General features: G+C 67.7%; 14 protein-coding genes. 9 read left to right on the forward strand and 5 right to left on the reverse strand.

Annotation, left to right across the window (positions count from 1 at the left end; genetic code table 11):
- The first annotated feature begins 9 nt into the window (after positions 1-9).
- Positions 10-1,401, forward strand: coding sequence for an FAD-containing oxidoreductase (locus G3M62_RS24140; RefSeq protein WP_165191077.1), 1,392 nt, complete (start codon positions 10-12; stop codon positions 1,399-1,401).
- A 4-nt stretch (positions 1,402-1,405) separates the two neighbouring features.
- On the opposite strand, the gene G3M62_RS24145 is transcribed toward G3M62_RS24140, so the two are convergent.
- The gene (locus G3M62_RS24145) at positions 1,406-1,786 is read right to left on the reverse strand and encodes a DUF2237 family protein (RefSeq protein WP_165191078.1); all 381 of its coding nucleotides are present in this window, start codon (positions 1,784-1,786) and stop codon (positions 1,406-1,408) included.
- Between the two features lie 119 nt (positions 1,787-1,905).
- Here G3M62_RS24145 and G3M62_RS24150 point away from each other — a divergent pair, with 119 nt between their 5' ends.
- The gene (locus G3M62_RS24150) at positions 1,906-2,784 is read left to right on the forward strand and encodes an HpcH/HpaI aldolase/citrate lyase family protein (protein WP_165191079.1); all 879 of its coding nucleotides are present in this window, start codon (positions 1,906-1,908) and stop codon (positions 2,782-2,784) included.
- A gap of 15 nt (positions 2,785-2,799) precedes the next feature.
- A complete protein-coding gene (locus tag G3M62_RS24155) occupies positions 2,800-3,846 on the forward strand; it encodes a hypothetical protein (protein ID WP_165191080.1) in 1,047 nt (348 codons plus the stop codon).
- Between the two features lie 41 nt (positions 3,847-3,887).
- Here the strand turns inward: G3M62_RS24155 and G3M62_RS24160 are convergent, their stop codons facing one another.
- Complete coding sequence (locus G3M62_RS24160) at positions 3,888-4,313, reverse strand: HIT domain-containing protein (protein ID WP_165191081.1); 426 nt, start codon at positions 4,311-4,313, stop codon at positions 3,888-3,890.
- The gene (locus G3M62_RS24165) at positions 4,306-5,355 is read right to left on the reverse strand and encodes a MaoC family dehydratase (protein ID WP_165191082.1); all 1,050 of its coding nucleotides are present in this window, start codon (positions 5,353-5,355) and stop codon (positions 4,306-4,308) included. Before G3M62_RS24165 ends, G3M62_RS24160 begins: the two co-directional genes overlap by 8 nt.
- 144 nt (positions 5,356-5,499) lie before the next feature.
- Between G3M62_RS24165 and mdh the strand changes: the two genes are divergently transcribed.
- Positions 5,500-6,462, forward strand: coding sequence for a malate dehydrogenase (gene mdh, locus G3M62_RS24170; protein WP_165191083.1), 963 nt, complete (start codon positions 5,500-5,502; stop codon positions 6,460-6,462).
- Between the two features lie 206 nt (positions 6,463-6,668).
- Here the strand turns inward: mdh and G3M62_RS24175 are convergent, their stop codons facing one another.
- Positions 6,669-7,103, reverse strand: a complete 435-nt coding sequence (locus G3M62_RS24175; protein ID WP_165191084.1) for a CBS domain-containing protein — start codon at positions 7,101-7,103, stop codon at positions 6,669-6,671.
- A gap of 128 nt (positions 7,104-7,231) precedes the next feature.
- On the opposite strand from G3M62_RS24175, the gene G3M62_RS24180 reads away from it, so the two are divergent.
- The 5 genes from G3M62_RS24180 (at position 7,232) to G3M62_RS24200 (ending at position 13,623) form a co-directional block, all read left to right on the forward strand.
- Positions 7,232-7,738, forward strand: coding sequence for a DUF1993 domain-containing protein (locus tag G3M62_RS24180; protein WP_165191085.1), 507 nt, complete (start codon positions 7,232-7,234; stop codon positions 7,736-7,738).
- 480 nt (positions 7,739-8,218) lie between these two features.
- Positions 8,219-10,642 carry an FtsK/SpoIIIE family DNA translocase gene (locus G3M62_RS24185; RefSeq protein WP_165191086.1) on the forward strand — a complete coding sequence of 808 codons (2,424 nt, stop codon included), beginning with the start codon at positions 8,219-8,221 and terminating at the stop codon, positions 10,640-10,642.
- Positions 10,643-10,800: 158 nt separating this feature from the next.
- On the forward strand, positions 10,801-11,457 hold the full coding sequence (locus G3M62_RS24190) for a LolA family protein (RefSeq protein WP_165191087.1): 657 nt from the start codon (positions 10,801-10,803) through the stop codon (positions 11,455-11,457).
- A gap of 258 nt (positions 11,458-11,715) precedes the next feature.
- A complete protein-coding gene (locus tag G3M62_RS24195) occupies positions 11,716-12,522 on the forward strand; it encodes an exodeoxyribonuclease III (protein ID WP_165191088.1) in 807 nt (268 codons plus the stop codon).
- Positions 12,523-12,918: 396 nt separating this feature from the next.
- Positions 12,919-13,623, forward strand: coding sequence for an FABP family protein (locus G3M62_RS24200; protein WP_165191089.1), 705 nt, complete (start codon positions 12,919-12,921; stop codon positions 13,621-13,623).
- Between the two features lie 768 nt (positions 13,624-14,391).
- Here G3M62_RS24200 and dnaQ read toward each other — a convergent pair.
- Positions 14,392-15,108: a DNA polymerase III subunit epsilon gene (gene dnaQ, locus G3M62_RS24205; protein ID WP_165191090.1), complete on the reverse strand. Its 717-nt coding sequence runs from the start codon at positions 15,106-15,108 to the stop codon at positions 14,392-14,394.
- Position 15,109: the final 1 nt, after the last annotated feature.

A 15,109-nucleotide genomic window follows, 5' to 3' on the forward strand; every position in this document is an offset into this window, starting at 1 on the left:
GGATCACGCGTGCCCCAAAGTCCTCCCCAGAGCTTCGACGCCATCATCATCGGGGCCGGTCAGGCCGGGCCCCCGCTGGCCGGCCGCCTGACCGAGGCCGGCCTGACCGTCGCTCTGATCGAGCGCAAGCATTTCGGCGGCACCTGCGTCAACACCGGCTGCCGGCCAACCAAGACCTTGGTGGCCAGCGCCTACGCCGCACACCTGGCGCGGCGCGGCGCGGACTTCGGCGTCGCCCTGCCCGGACCGGTTGGCGTCGACATGAAGCGGGTCCACGACCGCGCCCAGGGCGTGATCCTCGACAGCCGCGTCGGCGTGAAGGCCTGGCTGGAGGGCATGAAGGGCTGCACGGTGCTTGAGGGTCACGCTCGCTTCGAGTCCGCCAATACGGTGCGGGTCGGCGACGCGCTTCTGACCGCCCCGAAGATCTTCCTCAATGTCGGCGGCCGGGCCAACGCCCCGGACATGCCAGGGCTGGACCAGATCTCGTACCTGACCAATGTCGGGATGATGGAGGTCGAGACGCTGCCCGAGCACTTGGTCATCGTCGGCGGCAGCTATATCGGCCTGGAGTTCGCCCAGATGTACCGGCGCTTCGGCGCGCGGGTGACGATCGTCGAGATGGGCCCGCGCCTGATCGGCCGCGAGGATCCGGAAATCTCCGACGCGGTGCGCGAGATCCTCGAGGCCGAGGGTGTGAACATCCGCCTCAACGCCGAGTGCATTTCGTTCGCGCCCTGTCCGGAAGGCGTCTGCGTCCACGTCACCTGCGAGGACGGCGCGCCGCAGGTGATCGGTTCGCACACCCTGCTGGCCATCGGCCGCAAGCCCAACACCGACGACCTTGGCTTGGACAAGGCCGGCATCGATCTCGACAAGCGCGGCTATGTGGTCGTCGACGACCAGCTGAAGACCAGCAATCCTGGCGTCTGGGCGATGGGCGACTGCAACGGCAAGGGCGCCTTCACCCACACCGCCTATAACGACTTCGAGATCATCGCCGCCAACCTGCTGGACAATGATCCCAGGAAGGTCAGCGACCGGATCACCTGCTACGGCCTGTTCATCGACCCGCCGCTGGGCCGCGTGGGCATGACCGAGGCCGAGGCCCGCGCCACGGGCCGGCCGCTGCTGGTCGGCCAGCGCCCGATGACCCGGGTCGGCCGGGCCATCGAGAAGGGCGAGACGCAGGGCTTCATGAAGGTGGTGGTCGACGCCGAAACCAAACAGATCCTCGGCGCGGCGATCCTGGGCTTGAACGGCGACGAGGCCATCCACGGCATGATCGACATCATGTACGCCAAGGCGCCCTACACGGTGATCCAGCGCGCGGTGCACATCCATCCGACGGTGTCGGAACTGATCCCGACCATGCTGGGCGAGCTGAAGCCGCTGGTCTAGGCCGTCACGCCACCGCGTGGTCCTTCAGCACCCCCAGCGGCACCACCGCCAGCATCTCCTCGTGGCTGGCTTCCAGCACCACGGGCGGGGCGACGCCGGCGTCCAGGGCCTCCTTCCAGCGGCCGGCGCACAAGCACCAGCGGTCGCCGGGGAGAAGGCCTCGGAAGGCGTATTCCGGACGGGGGGTCGACAGATCGTTGCCGGTGGCCGCCGAGAAGGCCAGGAATTCCGCCGTCATCACCGCGCACACGGTGTGCAGGCCCAGGTCGTGCGGCCCGGTCTCGCAGCAGCCGTTGCGGTAGAAGCCCGTCACCGGGTTCAGCGAGCAAGGCTGAAGCTCCTGGCCCAGGACGTTCTTGGCGGTGTCGTCATAGCGCGTCGTCATGGCGCGAGCTTAACCCCGTTCGGGCGAATTTCGACACCGTTACGCCGACAAGGCGCGTGACGACTTCCGATAGCGCCGTTCAGATGCTTAAGAGGAGGCACAAGACGATTGAGAGCTTCATGTCCGACATCGCCCGGCCGCGCCGCAGCGCCCTCTACATGCCCGCCTCCAACGCCAAGGCGGTGGAGAAGGCGCGCACGCTGGACGCCGACGTGATCATCCTGGACCTCGAAGACGCCGTCGCCCCGGACATGAAGGACGCCGCCCGCGAGGCCGCCGTCGCGGCGGTCAAGGCCGGGGGCTTCGGCCCACGCGAGATCGTCATCCGCACCAACGGCCTGGACACCCCCTGGGGCGAAGCCGACCTCAAGGCCGCCGCCGAGGCGGGCCCCGACGCCGTGTTGGTTCCGAAGGTCAACGACGCGGCCGACGTCTACGCCTACCAGGCCGCCCTGCACGCCGCTCCGGCCGCCACCAAGCTGTGGACCATGATCGAGACCGGCAAGGCCGTCTTCCACCTGTGGGAGATCGCGGCCGCCTCCAAGACCACCCGGCTTTCGGGCTGGGTGATGGGGGTCAACGACCTGGCCAAGGAGATGCGGGCCCGCCAGACGCCGGGCCGCGAGGCTTTCCTGCCGATCCTGTCGCTGTCGGTCGCCGCCGCCCGGGCCCATGGCCTGACCATCCTGGACGGGGTGCACAACGACATCGAGGACCTGGACGCCCTGGAGGCGGTCTGCGGTCAGGCCGTCGATTTCGGCTTCGACGGCAAGACCCTGATCCATCCTAAGCACCTGGAGATCTGCAACCGCGCCTTCTCGCCCACCGCCGACGAAATCGCCTGGAGCCGGGCGGTGATCGCCGCCTTCGCCGCGCCGGAGAACGCCGGCAAGGGCGCCTTGCGGGTCGAGGGCAAAATGGCCGAGCGGCTGCATCTGGTTCAGGCCGAACGGCTGGTGGCGGTGGCCGCCGCCATCGCCGAACGCTCCGCCGCCTAGGACCCGGACCAACCGATGCGCGCGCTCCTGATCTCCCTGCTGGCCCTTTCCGCCGCGCCCGTCCTGTCCGGGCAAGTTCTCGCTCAGGAGACGGCGCCGGTCGCGACCGCGCCGACGCCGCAGGTCGCGCCCGCCGATCCGAGCCCCCCGCCCGTGATCGCCGCGCCGCCGGCTCCGGACGCGCCGGTCTCGGCCGACCAGGCCGTCGATCCCCTGGCCGACCTGATCGCCCAGAGCGGCCCCCAGACCACCGACGAGGAAGACGCCGCGCCCCAGGCGCCGGCCCCGCCGCACAAGCCGACCATCCTGCCGATCCCCGCACCCGATCCCGACGAGGTCGATCCCAACCACGCCATTCCCCAGGGCGGCTACATCCCGATGGCCGAGGCCTACGACCTGCGGGTCAAGGGTTCGATCCTGGCCGCCCAGGGCCTGCAGGGCCCGCTGGACGGCGGCTGGGCGATCCAGGGTCCGGACGGCGCGACGCTCTACGCGCTGCAGCTGGTCGACAAGGTCGGCGGCTATGACGGGCTGGAAGGCGCCTGGCGCGACGTGCGGCGGCCCGGGACGGTGGGCTCGACCGGCCTGATCGATTTCGTCGACCGCTCCTACAACGGCTTCCTGGCGCGGTTCTCGCCGCGCGCGGGCCAGCTGGCGACCCTGGACCTGACGCCGCGCGGCGACGGCTCGTGGAGCGGCAAGCTCAACGAGAACGGCGTCGAGACTCCCGTCACCGCCCGTCGCGTGGCCCAGGCGACCCTGCCCGCCGGCTATGTGCCCACCGGTCGCGGCCCGGTGATCTGGGGCGCCCGCCCCGCCGCGCCCCGCGTCGTCGCCGAAGCGCCCGCCAAGGGTCCGGCCTGCTCGACCAAGGGCAAGACGGGCAAGGCCCTGAAAGCCGCCAAGGCCAAGTGCGCGGCCGCCGCCAAGAAGGCCGGCAAGGGCAAGGCGACCACCGCCAAGGGCAGGAAAGGCGCGAAGGGCAAGGCCGTGGCGTCGAAGAGCTCGAAAGCCAAAGGCAAGGCGACGGCCAAGGGCTCGAGCAAGAAGAAGAAGCGCTAGAAAATTATCCGCTTATCCCAGCGAACGCTGGGACGAGCGATCTAGAGAGACAGCGCCGCCCGCGCCGCCGCGACTGCTCGCTCCAGCACCTTGGGCCCATAGGCCTTGCCCGCCGAATGCCCCCAGACCGGCCCCGGCCAAGCCGGATCGTCGATGCGGCGGCCCACCACGTGAACGTGCAGCTGCGGCGTCACATTGCCCAGCGCCCCGACATTGAGCTTGTCGACCGGCAGACCGAGAACCTGCGCCACGGCGCGGACCGCCGTTCCGGCCAGCACCGTCTCCTCGATCAGCCGCGCGCGGTCGGTGGCGGACAGGTCCTCCAGCTCCCGGGCGCCGGCGATGCGCGGGATCAGCACCACCCACGGATAGCGGGCGTCCAGCTGCAGGCGGGCGTGGCACAGCGGCAGCTCGCCCAGGTCGGCGGCGGTGGCGACGAAGGCCAGGTCGAGGGAGAAATCAGCCACGTTTCGGAACCGCCGCCCAATAGTCGAAATCGAGGATAACGCCGGGCGCATAGGCGCCGGTCTCATCCTTGTCGGGGAAGTCGGCGCAGGGCCGGTCGACGCTCGCCACCAGCCGCAAACGCAGGGCGCCGATCCCGTGATCCAGGTCGGCCTTGTCCAGCACCTCGCTCCAGGCGAACACCGTGCCGCCGGCGAAATAGGGACTGACGTGACGCCCGCCATTGATCGCCAGGATCAGGCCGGCGTTCTGCAGGCCGTTGAACGACAGGGCCTTGGCCGTGGAGATCACCACACCGCCATAGACCAGCCGCCGTCCTGAAGGATCTTTAGCGCGCTCGAACTGGTTGAAGTGGACCTTGGCGGTGTTCTGCCACAGCCGCGTGGCCATCTGGGCCTCGGCCTCCTCGACCACCATGCCGTCGACATGGTCGATCTTCTCGCCGACCGCGTAGTCCTCGAAGGCATGGGGAGCGCCGGCAAGAGAGAAGTCGTACTTGGCGAACGAAAGGCCTTCGGGAGCGATCAGCTGATCCGCCGACACCGCCTGGGCCAGAGACGGGACGTGCTGGTCGATGATCTCGGCGTCGGGGTCACGCTTGCGGACCATCACCCAGCGCACATAGCTCAGGACGGTTTCTCCGAACTCGTCTGCGCCGGTGGTCCGGACATAAACGACGCCGGTCTTGCGGTTGGAATTTTCCTTGAGGCCGATCACTTCCGACTTGGCGCTGAGCGTCATGCCGTCGGTGAGCACCTTGTGAAACCGGCCTTCGGCATAGCCTAGATTGGCGACCGCGTTCAGACTGATATCCGGCACGGTCTTGCCGAAAACGACATGGAAAGCGATCAGGGGGTCGATCGCGCCAAGCTTCAGGCCGCAAGCCTTGGCGAACACGTCCGACGAGAACAGCGAAAAGCGCGGTCCGTACAGCGCCGTGTACAGCGCCACGTCGCCCGCCGTGATCGTTCGCGGCGTCGCGTGGGCGATGACTTGGCCGAGCCTGAAGTCCTCGAAATAGTTCCCCGGATCGGTCTTGCCCAAGCCCGCGCCTCCTGATCGTTGTTCTTCTCGTTGTCCGACAGTTTTGCCGCACCGCAGCGAAACGGGAAAGGGGGCTTGAGGCTTGGCCGCTTGGGGCGTAGACCGCGCCCGACATTCATCGTCCACAGCCTTGACGGAGACCCCATGGCTCGCGCGAAGATCGCCCTCATCGGCGCCGGCATGATCGGCGGCACCCTGGCCCACATCGCCGCGCGCGAAGAGCTGGGCGACATCCTGCTGTTCGACATCGCCGAAGGCACCCCGCAGGGCAAGGCGCTCGACATCGCCGAAGCCTCGGCCGTGTTCGGCAAGGACATCACCCTGAAGGGCGTCAACGACTACGTCGACATCGCGGGCGCCGACGTCTGCATCGTCACCGCCGGCGTGCCGCGCAAGCCGGGTATGAGCCGCGACGACCTGCTGGGCATCAACCTGAAGGTCATGAAGGCCGTCGGTGAAGGCATCAAGGCCCACGCTCCGAACGCCTTCGTCATCTGCATCACCAACCCGCTCGACGCGATGGTCTGGGCCCTGCAGCAGTTCTCGGGCCTGCCCAAGGAAAAGGTCATCGGCATGGCCGGCGTCCTGGACTCGGCGCGCTTCGCCTACTTCCTGGCCGAAAAGACCGGCGTGTCGGTCGAAGACATCCACGCCTGGACCCTGGGCGGCCACGGCGACGACATGGTGCCGATGGTCCGTCACTCGACCGTCGGCGGCCTGCCGCTGCCGGAACTGGTCAAGCAAGGCTGGCTGTCGCAGGACGAGCTCGACGGCATCGTCAAGCGCACCCGCGGCGGCGGCGGCGAGATCGTCGCCCTGCTGAAGACCGGCTCGGCCTTCTACGCCCCGGCTGAATCGGCCATCGCCATGGCCACCAGCTACCTGAAGGACAAGAAGCGCGTCCTGCCGTGCGCCACCTTCCTGACCGGCCAGTACGGCCTGGACGGCCTCTATGTCGGCGTGCCGGTCGTGATCGGCGCCGGCGGCGCGGAACGCGTCATCGAGTTCGAAACCAACGACGAGGAAAAGGCGATGTTCGCCAAGTCCGTCGAGTCGGTTCAGGGCCTGATGGAAGCCTGCAAGGCGATCGACAGCTCGCTGGTCTAAGCGGGTTTCGATCTTCGAATACGGAAAGGGCGGCTCCGCGAGGAGCCGCCCTTTTTCTTTGTGCGGTGAACACTTGCCCCCTACGGACCGCTTCGCGGTCGTCTTCCCCCATAGGGGGAAGAGGAGCGTGAGCGCGACGTCCTCCGCCCCCTCGCCGCGACAGACGGCGAAGCCGTCAGGTGGGGGCAAGTGCGTGAGCCGCTGACCTACTGCGCCGCCGCGTCCGCCGGCTCGGCCGAGATCTCTTCCAGCGTCTTGCCGACCTGCTTGGCGCCGTAGTCCTTGGCCACGTCGCCCAGCGACAGGATGCCGGTCAGGTTTCCAGCGTCGTTTAGGACGACCAGGCGGCGGATCTGATGGTTGGCCATCTTGGCGGTGGCGTCGGCCAGGATGTCGTCTTCCTTGACGCTCTGGACCTCGCCCTCGCTCATGGCTTCCGAGATCGGGCTGTCGAAGCTGCGGCCCTCGGCGACCACGCGCAGGACGATGTCGCGGTCGGTGACCAGGCCGACCACCTTGCCGCCCTCGACGATCGGCACGGCGCCGGTTTCGACATGGGCCATCACCTGGGCGACCTTGCGCACGGTGTCGGTGGGGGCGGCGGTGGAGACCTGGCTGGTCATCGCGTCGCTGACTTTCATGGGGAAGCTCCTGAAGGAGTGAATTGGGACCCTGTCAGAACCCCGAGGCGGCGCGGCTGTTCCGTTAAGGCCCCGTTTGGCGCGTCGCCCGACACAGGCTAAGTCCGCTCCAACTCCAGGAGCCTTTCATGACCCTCACCATCCACCAGGCCAGCGTGCCCGTCTTCGTCCAGGGCCTCAAAGGCCTGAAGGGCGTGCTGGCCAAGGCCGCCGCCCATGTCGAGACCCGCAAGCTGGACCCCGACGCCCTGCTGAAGGCGCGCCTCTTCCCCGACATGTTCCCGCTGCTGCGCCAGGTGCAGATCGCCACCGACTTCGCCAAGGGCTGCGCCGCGCGCCTGGCCGGCGAGGAGGTTCCGACCTGGGACGACGCCGAGACCGGTTTCGACGACCTGATCGACCGCATCGACCGCGCCGTCGCCTATGTCGAGGGCCTGGACCCGGCCAAGTTCGAGAACGCCGAGGACCGTGACATCACCCTGGTGCGCCGCGGCGAGACCAGCGTGGTCAAGGGCCTGGCCTATCTGCAGACCCAGGCCCAGCCGAACTTCTTCTTCCACCTGACCACCGCCTACGCGATCCTGCGCAAGAACGGCGTCGAGGTCGGCAAGAAGGACTATCTGGGCACGGCCTGAACCTCACGGCGGCGGCGGCCTCAAGGCCGCCGCCGGAACGCCCACACCAAGGTCGCCAGGGCGGTGAAGACCCCGGCGACCGCCGACAGGATGATCGGCAACTGACTCAAAAGCTCCTTGTCCATGACCGCACCCACTGACCCGCCAACCAACGGCGGGTTACGGGCCAGAATGACTCCCGGCCACGTCGAGTCCGGACGTATGTTCTCTTTTTGTTCCCTTTGGGTTTTCCCTCCCCCTCGCGGGGAGGGTGGCGACGAAGCCGACGGGTGGGGAACGGCGCAAGGCGTTGGGGGGATGATTTCCAACTCGGCAGACCCCACCCGACCCTGGCTCCGCCAGGGCCACCCTCCCCGCGAGGGGGAGGGAAGGAACACTGAAGCAGCGACGCCAAACCGCACGATCCAAGCCTCAGCGTAAACGGCTCTTAACCCTCTTGGGGCACAACATCCGGGGTCTACGAGTGCAAGGTGACTTCTGATGGCGCGAGCGGCGCGGCGATCGAGCGTTGAACTGGTCTGGGACGCGGTGCGGTACGGCTGGGCCCAGCCGTGGTCGGCGCGGTTCCGGGGCGGGGTGATCTGCGTGGTGGGCGCGGGCCTGCTGCTGTCGGTCGCCACCTACAACGCCGCCGATCCCAGCCTGAACGCCGCCACCGGCCTGCCGGCGACCAATGCGCTGGGCGGGGCCGGCGCGGCCCTGGCCGACATCGTCATGCAGTCGATGGGCCTGTCCGGCTGGGTCGCCGCGGCCTTGATGCTGGTGTTCGGCATGTCGCGCGTCACCCAGCCCGATCCGGCCGCCCATCGTCGCGACCTGCGCGTCCGCGCCCTGGTCGGCGGTCTGGGCCTGCTGGCCCTGGCCGGCCTGCTGGCCGCGCCGCCGCGCCCCGCCGCCTGGCCGCTGGCCAAGGGCCTGGGCGGGTTCTGGGGCGACGGCCTGCTGAACGGCGTGGCCGGGATCCTCAGCTTCGCCCGCCTGCCCGGCGCCCACCTGATCGCCGCCCTGCTGCTGCTGATCGGCGCGGTGGTGGCGCTGGGCTATGCGATCGGCGTGCGCCGCATCGATCCCGAGGCCGTCGGCGACCTGATCCACGGCCTGATGCAGCCGCGTGAGCGCGCGACCGAGCCCAAGCCGGTCGCCCAGCCGGAGCAGCCAGCCCGTCCCCGCGCGCCCCGCAAGGCACCCGCCCCGGTGGTCGAGGTCGAGCCCGAAGCCCCCGTCGCCCGCAAGATCGCCAAGCCGGCCAAGGCCGCGCCGCCGCCGGTCGAGGAAGACGACGCCTTCGAGCCCAGCTTCGACGTCCGCCCCCTGGCCATCGCCCAGCCCAAGGTTCCGGGCAAGTCTAACGCCCGCGAACAGCGCGAACAGCAGAAAGCCTTCGACTTCGACGCCGAAGGCGGCTTCCAGCTGCCCGAGCTGGCCATGCTGGCCAAGCCCAAGCCGCGCTCGGCCGAGTTCGACGAGGAGGCCCTGCGCCAGAACGCCCGCCTGCTGGAGAGCGTGCTGGCCGAGTTCGGCGTGCGCGGCCAGATCGACCAGATTCGCCCCGGCCCCGTGGTCACCATGTACGAGCTGGTGCCGGCCGCCGGCACCAAGACCGCCCGGGTCGTGGCCCTGGCCGACGACATCGCCCGCTCCATGAGCGTGATCTCGTGCCGCGTGGCCGTGGCCCAGGGCCGCAACGCCATCGGCATCGAGATGCCCAACTCGCGCCGCGAGACGGTCTATCTGCGCGACCTGCTGTCGTCGTCCGACTACGACAAGGCCACCCACATCCTGCCCATGGCCCTGGGCGAGACGATCGGCGGCGAGACCTACATCGCCGACCTGGCCAAGATGCCCCACCTGCTGATCGCGGGCACCACCGGCTCGGGCAAGTCGGTCGGCGTCAACGCCATGATCCTGTCGATCCTCTACAAGCTGCCGCCCCAGAAGTGCCGCTTCATCATGATCGACCCGAAGATGCTGGAACTCAGCGTCTATGACGGCATCCCACACCTGCTGGCCCCGGTCGTCACCGATCCGAAGAAGGCCGTGGTGGCGTTGAAGTGGACCGTGCGCGAGATGGAAGACCGCTATCGCCGGATGTCCAAGATCGGCGTGCGCAACATCGGCGGCTTCAATGAGAAGGCCAACGAGGCGCTGGAGAAGGGCGAGCACTTCGAGCGGACCGTCCAGACCGGCTTCGACGACGCCGGCCGCCCGATCTATGAGACCGAGAAGATCCGCCCCGAGCCCATGCCCTATCTGGTGGTGGTCATCGACGAGGTCGCCGACCTGATGATGGTGGCCGGCAAGGACATCGAAGGCGCCGTCCAGCGCCTGGCCCAGATGGCCCGCGCCGCCGGCATCCACCTGATCATGGCCACCCAGCGCCCGTCGGTCGACGTCATCACCGGCACCATCAAGGCCAACTTCCCGACCCGGATCAGCTTCCAGGTCACCAGCAAGATCGACGCCCGCACCATCCTGGGCGAGCAGGGCGCCGAGCAGCTGCTGGGCCAGGGCGACATGCTGTACATGGCCGGCGGCGGGCGGATCACCCGCCTGCATGGTCCCTTTGTCTCCGACGGCGAGGTCGAGGCCGTGGCCAAGTTCCTGCGCGACCAGGGCATCCCCAACTACCTGGAAGAAGTCACCGCCGGCGGCGACGAGGAACAGGAAGAGGCTATCGAGGGTGCCTTCGCCGGCGAGGGCGGGGCCAACGACCTCTACGACCACGCCGTGGCGGTGGTCACCCGCGACCGCAAGGCCTCGACCAGCTACATCCAGCGCCGCCTGCAGATCGGTTACAACCGCGCCGCCTCGCTGATGGAGCGGATGGAGAAGGAAGGCGTCGTCGGCGCCGCCAACCACGCCGGCAAGCGCGAGATCCTGGCGCCGCCACCGCCGCCGATGTGATGACGCGCCGCCGGAAACCTTGACCGTCCGGCGGCGTTTCTCCTGCCTCCAACCACCCCGAACCTGAACGGCGCTTCATCGGAGCGCCGAAAAAGGGTCGCGGGACGGCCTTTCGTCCGACGCGCGGGCAGGGCAAAGGTTGGAGCCTAGGAGATCGCATGACCACCACGACCCCGACCCGCCGCCTGATCCTCGCCGCCGCCGGCTTCGGCCTGGCCGCCACGATCAGCGGGCAAGCCCTCGCCGCCGCCCAGCCGCAGGCCGCGTCCCTGTCGGCCGAGGACCAGGCCCTGGTCGACAAGGCCACGGCCTATATCCAGAACCTGGGCTCGGCCAAGGGCCGCTTCGTCCAGACCGACGCCCGCGGGACCCAGACGCAGGGGACCTTCTACCTGCAGCGCCCCGGCAAGGCCCGCTTCGCCTATGACGGCCCCAACGGCCTGCTGGTCGTCAGCAACGGCAGCGCGGTCAACATCTTCGACAGCCGCCTGAAGACCTTCGAGAGCTATCCGCTGAGCCGCACGCCCCTGACCCTGCTGCTGGCTCGCGAGGTTCGGCTGGATCGCGGCGTGCGGGTCACCGGCGTGCGCAAGCTGTCGGACGGCTTTTCGATCAACGCCGTCGACGCCAAGAAGGAAACCCGTGGCCGCATCGAGCTGAACTTCAGCAACGGCCCCGACCTGATCGGCTGGACCGTCACCGACGCCAAGGGCGCGGAGACCCGCGTGCGGCTGGTGGACTTCGAAAAGACCTCGGGCCTGGATCCGAAACTCTTCGTCCTTACCGATCCAAGGCGTCGAGTCGGCAAGCCTTAGTTGTATTTTGGCCCTCCGAAGCGGTCCGAATGCGACAATTTCACAACATGCAAGATGTTAACGCGATTGTCCTTGACTTAGATTCTGGCCGTGGCAGATTTAACACGCATGGCGAGGAGCGCCCGACCCGCTCTTCGCAACCGTGCCGGACCTATCCCCTCCCGGCGGCGGCATGAGAGACCCGACTTTCGCCCAAGCGCTCCGGCGCTTGGGCGTTTTTCGTTGTGATCGAGAGGCGGCAAGCTCTAGAGGAACCGCATGCGCCTCCGTATCGCCACCTGGAACGTCAACTCCGTCCGCCTGCGCGCCGAGCAGGTCGCCCGCTTCGTCGACGAGCAGGCGCCTGATGTCCTGTGCCTGCAGGAGATCAAGTGCCAGGAGGCCGAGTTTCCGCGTGAAGCCTTCGTCGCCGCCGGCCTGCCGCACCTGAAGATCGCCGGACAAAAGGGCTGGCACGGAGTGGCCATCGCCTCACGCCTGCCGTTCGAGGACGTCCCGACCCTGATGAACTGCCGCGAGGGCCATGCCCGCTGCGTGGCGGTCAAGGTGGCCGGCGTCGACATCCAGAACTTCTATATCCCGGCCGGCGGCGACACGCCCGACCGCGTCGGCAATCCGAAGTTCGACCACAAGCTGGACTTCTACGAGACCCTGACCGCCGCCCTGAAGAAGCGCGATCCCAAGGACCCGCTGATCGTCACCGGCGACCTCAATATCGCGCCCGGCGAGAACGACGTCTGGAGCCACCGCCAGATGCTGAAGGTCGTCAGCCACACCCCGGCCGAGCTCGAAGCCTTCGACGCCATGGTCAAGTCGATGGATCTGCTGGACCTGCCGCGCCTGACCACGCCCGAGCCGGAAAAGCTGTTTTCCTGGTGGAGCTACCGCGCCGCCGACTTCCGCAAATCCAACCGCGGCCTGCGCCTGGACCATATCCTGGCCAGCCCCGGCCTGCGCGACGCGGCGTTTGTCGACGGCAAGGTCAGCGCGAAGGTCCACGATACGGTGCGCGAGTGGGAGCGTCCCAGCGACCACGCGCCGGTGACGGCGGACCTGCTGGTTTAGGGCGGAGTTGCATCCACTAAACTGGACGCCAATTCCAAGTGGGGGAATTTGAGAATGCTTGCTAACGCGACGACTTGGCTCTCGGTCCTATTTGCGGTGGCCGCTGCCGTATTTTGGTTCAAATCAGCACGAGCTGAGGTGAGACCGAAGGACGGTGAAGATCCACACGGGCAAGGCACTACGATCGGCAAGACCATCGTCACCAGCCTCAATGGACATCGAGTGAACCTCCCTGCCACCTTGATCGAGCAGAGCAGGTGGAGCGCCTTAGGTGCCGGATCCGCCGGCCTAGCCGCGATCTGTCAGGCGATAAGCATTTTAGCAACCAAGCTTAGCTGGCCTTGATGTCAGCCATCCCTCCTGGCACGACACAAGCTTTGCCGGACTAGGCCCGCCATGATCGACTTTCCCGACGACATCTTCACCGAACCGGCGGATGTGGATCCCGACACCCTGGCCAATCTGGGTCCGCTGCGGCGGCTGGCCGGCGTCTGGGAAGGCCGCAAGGGCGTCGATCTCAATCCCAAGGCCGACGGCCCCGAGCGGCGCGACTTCCTCGAGCGCATCGAGATGCAGCCGATCGATCCCCAGGCCAACGGACCACAGCTGCTCTACGGCCTGCGCTATCACGTCCACATCGTCGCTTCGGACGAGGACACCACCTTCCATGACCAGGTCGGTTACTGGCTGTGGGAGCCGGCCACCGGCCTGATCATGCAGACCCTGGCCATCCCCCGCGCCCAGGTGGCCCTGGCCAAGGGCCAGGCCGCGCCGGACGGGTCGGGCCTCACGATCCGGGCCGATCGGGGCGGGCCCGGCTATGGCATCTGCTCGACCGACTTCCTGGAATGGGCGTTCCGCACCGACTCCTACGAGCTGGACGTGCGTTTCGAGGCCGATGGCGGGTGGTCCTATGTCTCGACGACCATGCTGCAGGTCCGAGGCCGCGCCGCGCCCTTCCGGCACATCGACCGCAACACCCTGCACAAGGTCGCCGAGCCGCGCCCCAACCCCTCGGCGCGGATCGCGGCGGGCGAGGCCACGCTGGTTCAGGCCCACGGCTTCACCACGTTCGGCCCTGAAGATTTCGAGGTCAGTTGAGGCCTGGTCCGTGGCTTGCCAACGCGCCTTGAACTCCCTCCCGGAAGGAAGAGGGTGATTTGGGGGATCGAGCGGCGTCTATCCCCGCCAGCCGTCCCACAAACCCCAATCCTTTCAACACCCTGAAAAATAATCAGCGTCACCAACGCGCCAGCCCTCAAACCTCCCGCACAATCAGAGCCGTCTCCATCACGGGGAGGGCTCTTGGTACCGGCCCAAGCAGGCGATGGAGATGGAACCGAGCGGGGCCGCGCAGGGCCTTGCGCGAGGCAGGTTGTGGGTCTGTTCGTGGATAGATCCGGGACCCACCGAAACCTCGCCGGACGCTGCGCGGGATGACGGGGCTGGAAAGTTCAAACCGGCCTGTTCGAGGATCAGTCGGAGTCGCCGACGGCCCCTTCCGGGCGACTTTGATCCTGCCCGCCTGAGGGGAAACGTCGATCGGGATGAAATAGGCCCTCAATCGCCGTCCCTTGAGAAGAACGGTTTCGCGGAGCGGACTGGTCTAGCCGAAACGCATACTCACATCACGGTCTCCGGGCTGGGCCCGGCCGCTCCGCACCTCCCCATCTACTCACAGCCATTTGGCGTGGGATCACACTCACTTGCCCCCACCTGACCGCTTCGCGGTCTGTCCGCCCCCGTAGGGGGCGGAGGCTCTTCCCCCTCCGGGGGAAGACGACCGCGAAGCGGTCCGGTGGGGGCAAGTGATCGGTTCATCAAAGCCTCCCGCATGGAGAGGCTGGGGAAGTGGAGGTTGGCGTGAACTCAGCCTTCGGCCGGAACCCCGACGCCAAACTGGATCCAGACGGCCTTGTCCTTGAAGTTCTTCTGGATGAAGGCCAGGTGGACCTCGCGCTCCGCCTCGGTCGAGCGTGGGGCCAGCGGCCGGGGCCTGGCGCCGTACGAGCCGGCGCGGGCGGCCGAGACGGCGTTGACGGCGACCACGGCGGTCAGCTCCAGCGCCCGTTCCTTGCCGCCTTGCAGTTCGAGATAGACCTCGGCCAGCAAGTGGGCGTCGATCAGGGCGCCGTGCTTGTCGCGGCTGTCGAGGCTGATCTTGAACCGCTTACACAGCGCGTCGAGCGAGTTGTACATGCCCGGAAAACGCTTCTTGGCCATGGCCAAGGTGTCGACCCAGCTGGCTTCGACAATCGGGGGGCGGCCGCACTTCTCCAGCTCGAAATTGACGAAGCTGCGGTCGAAGGCGGCGTTGTGGGCGATGACTGGGCTGTCGCCGACGAATTCCAGGAACCGGTCGGCGATCTCGTGGAACTTCGGCTTGCCGGTCAGGAACTCCGACGACAGGCCGTGAACCTTCTGGGCCTCGGCCGGCATGTCGCGCAGCGGGTCGCAATATTCGTGGAACGACCGGCCCGTGGGCATGAAGTCGACCACTTCGATGCAGCCGATTTCGACCAGCCGGTCGCCGGTCTTGGGGTCAAAACCGGTGGTTTCGGTATCGAGGATGATTTCCCGCGCCATG

This window comes from Caulobacter soli (genome assembly GCF_011045195.1).
GTDB lineage: Bacteria > Pseudomonadota > Alphaproteobacteria > Caulobacterales > Caulobacteraceae > Caulobacter > Caulobacter soli.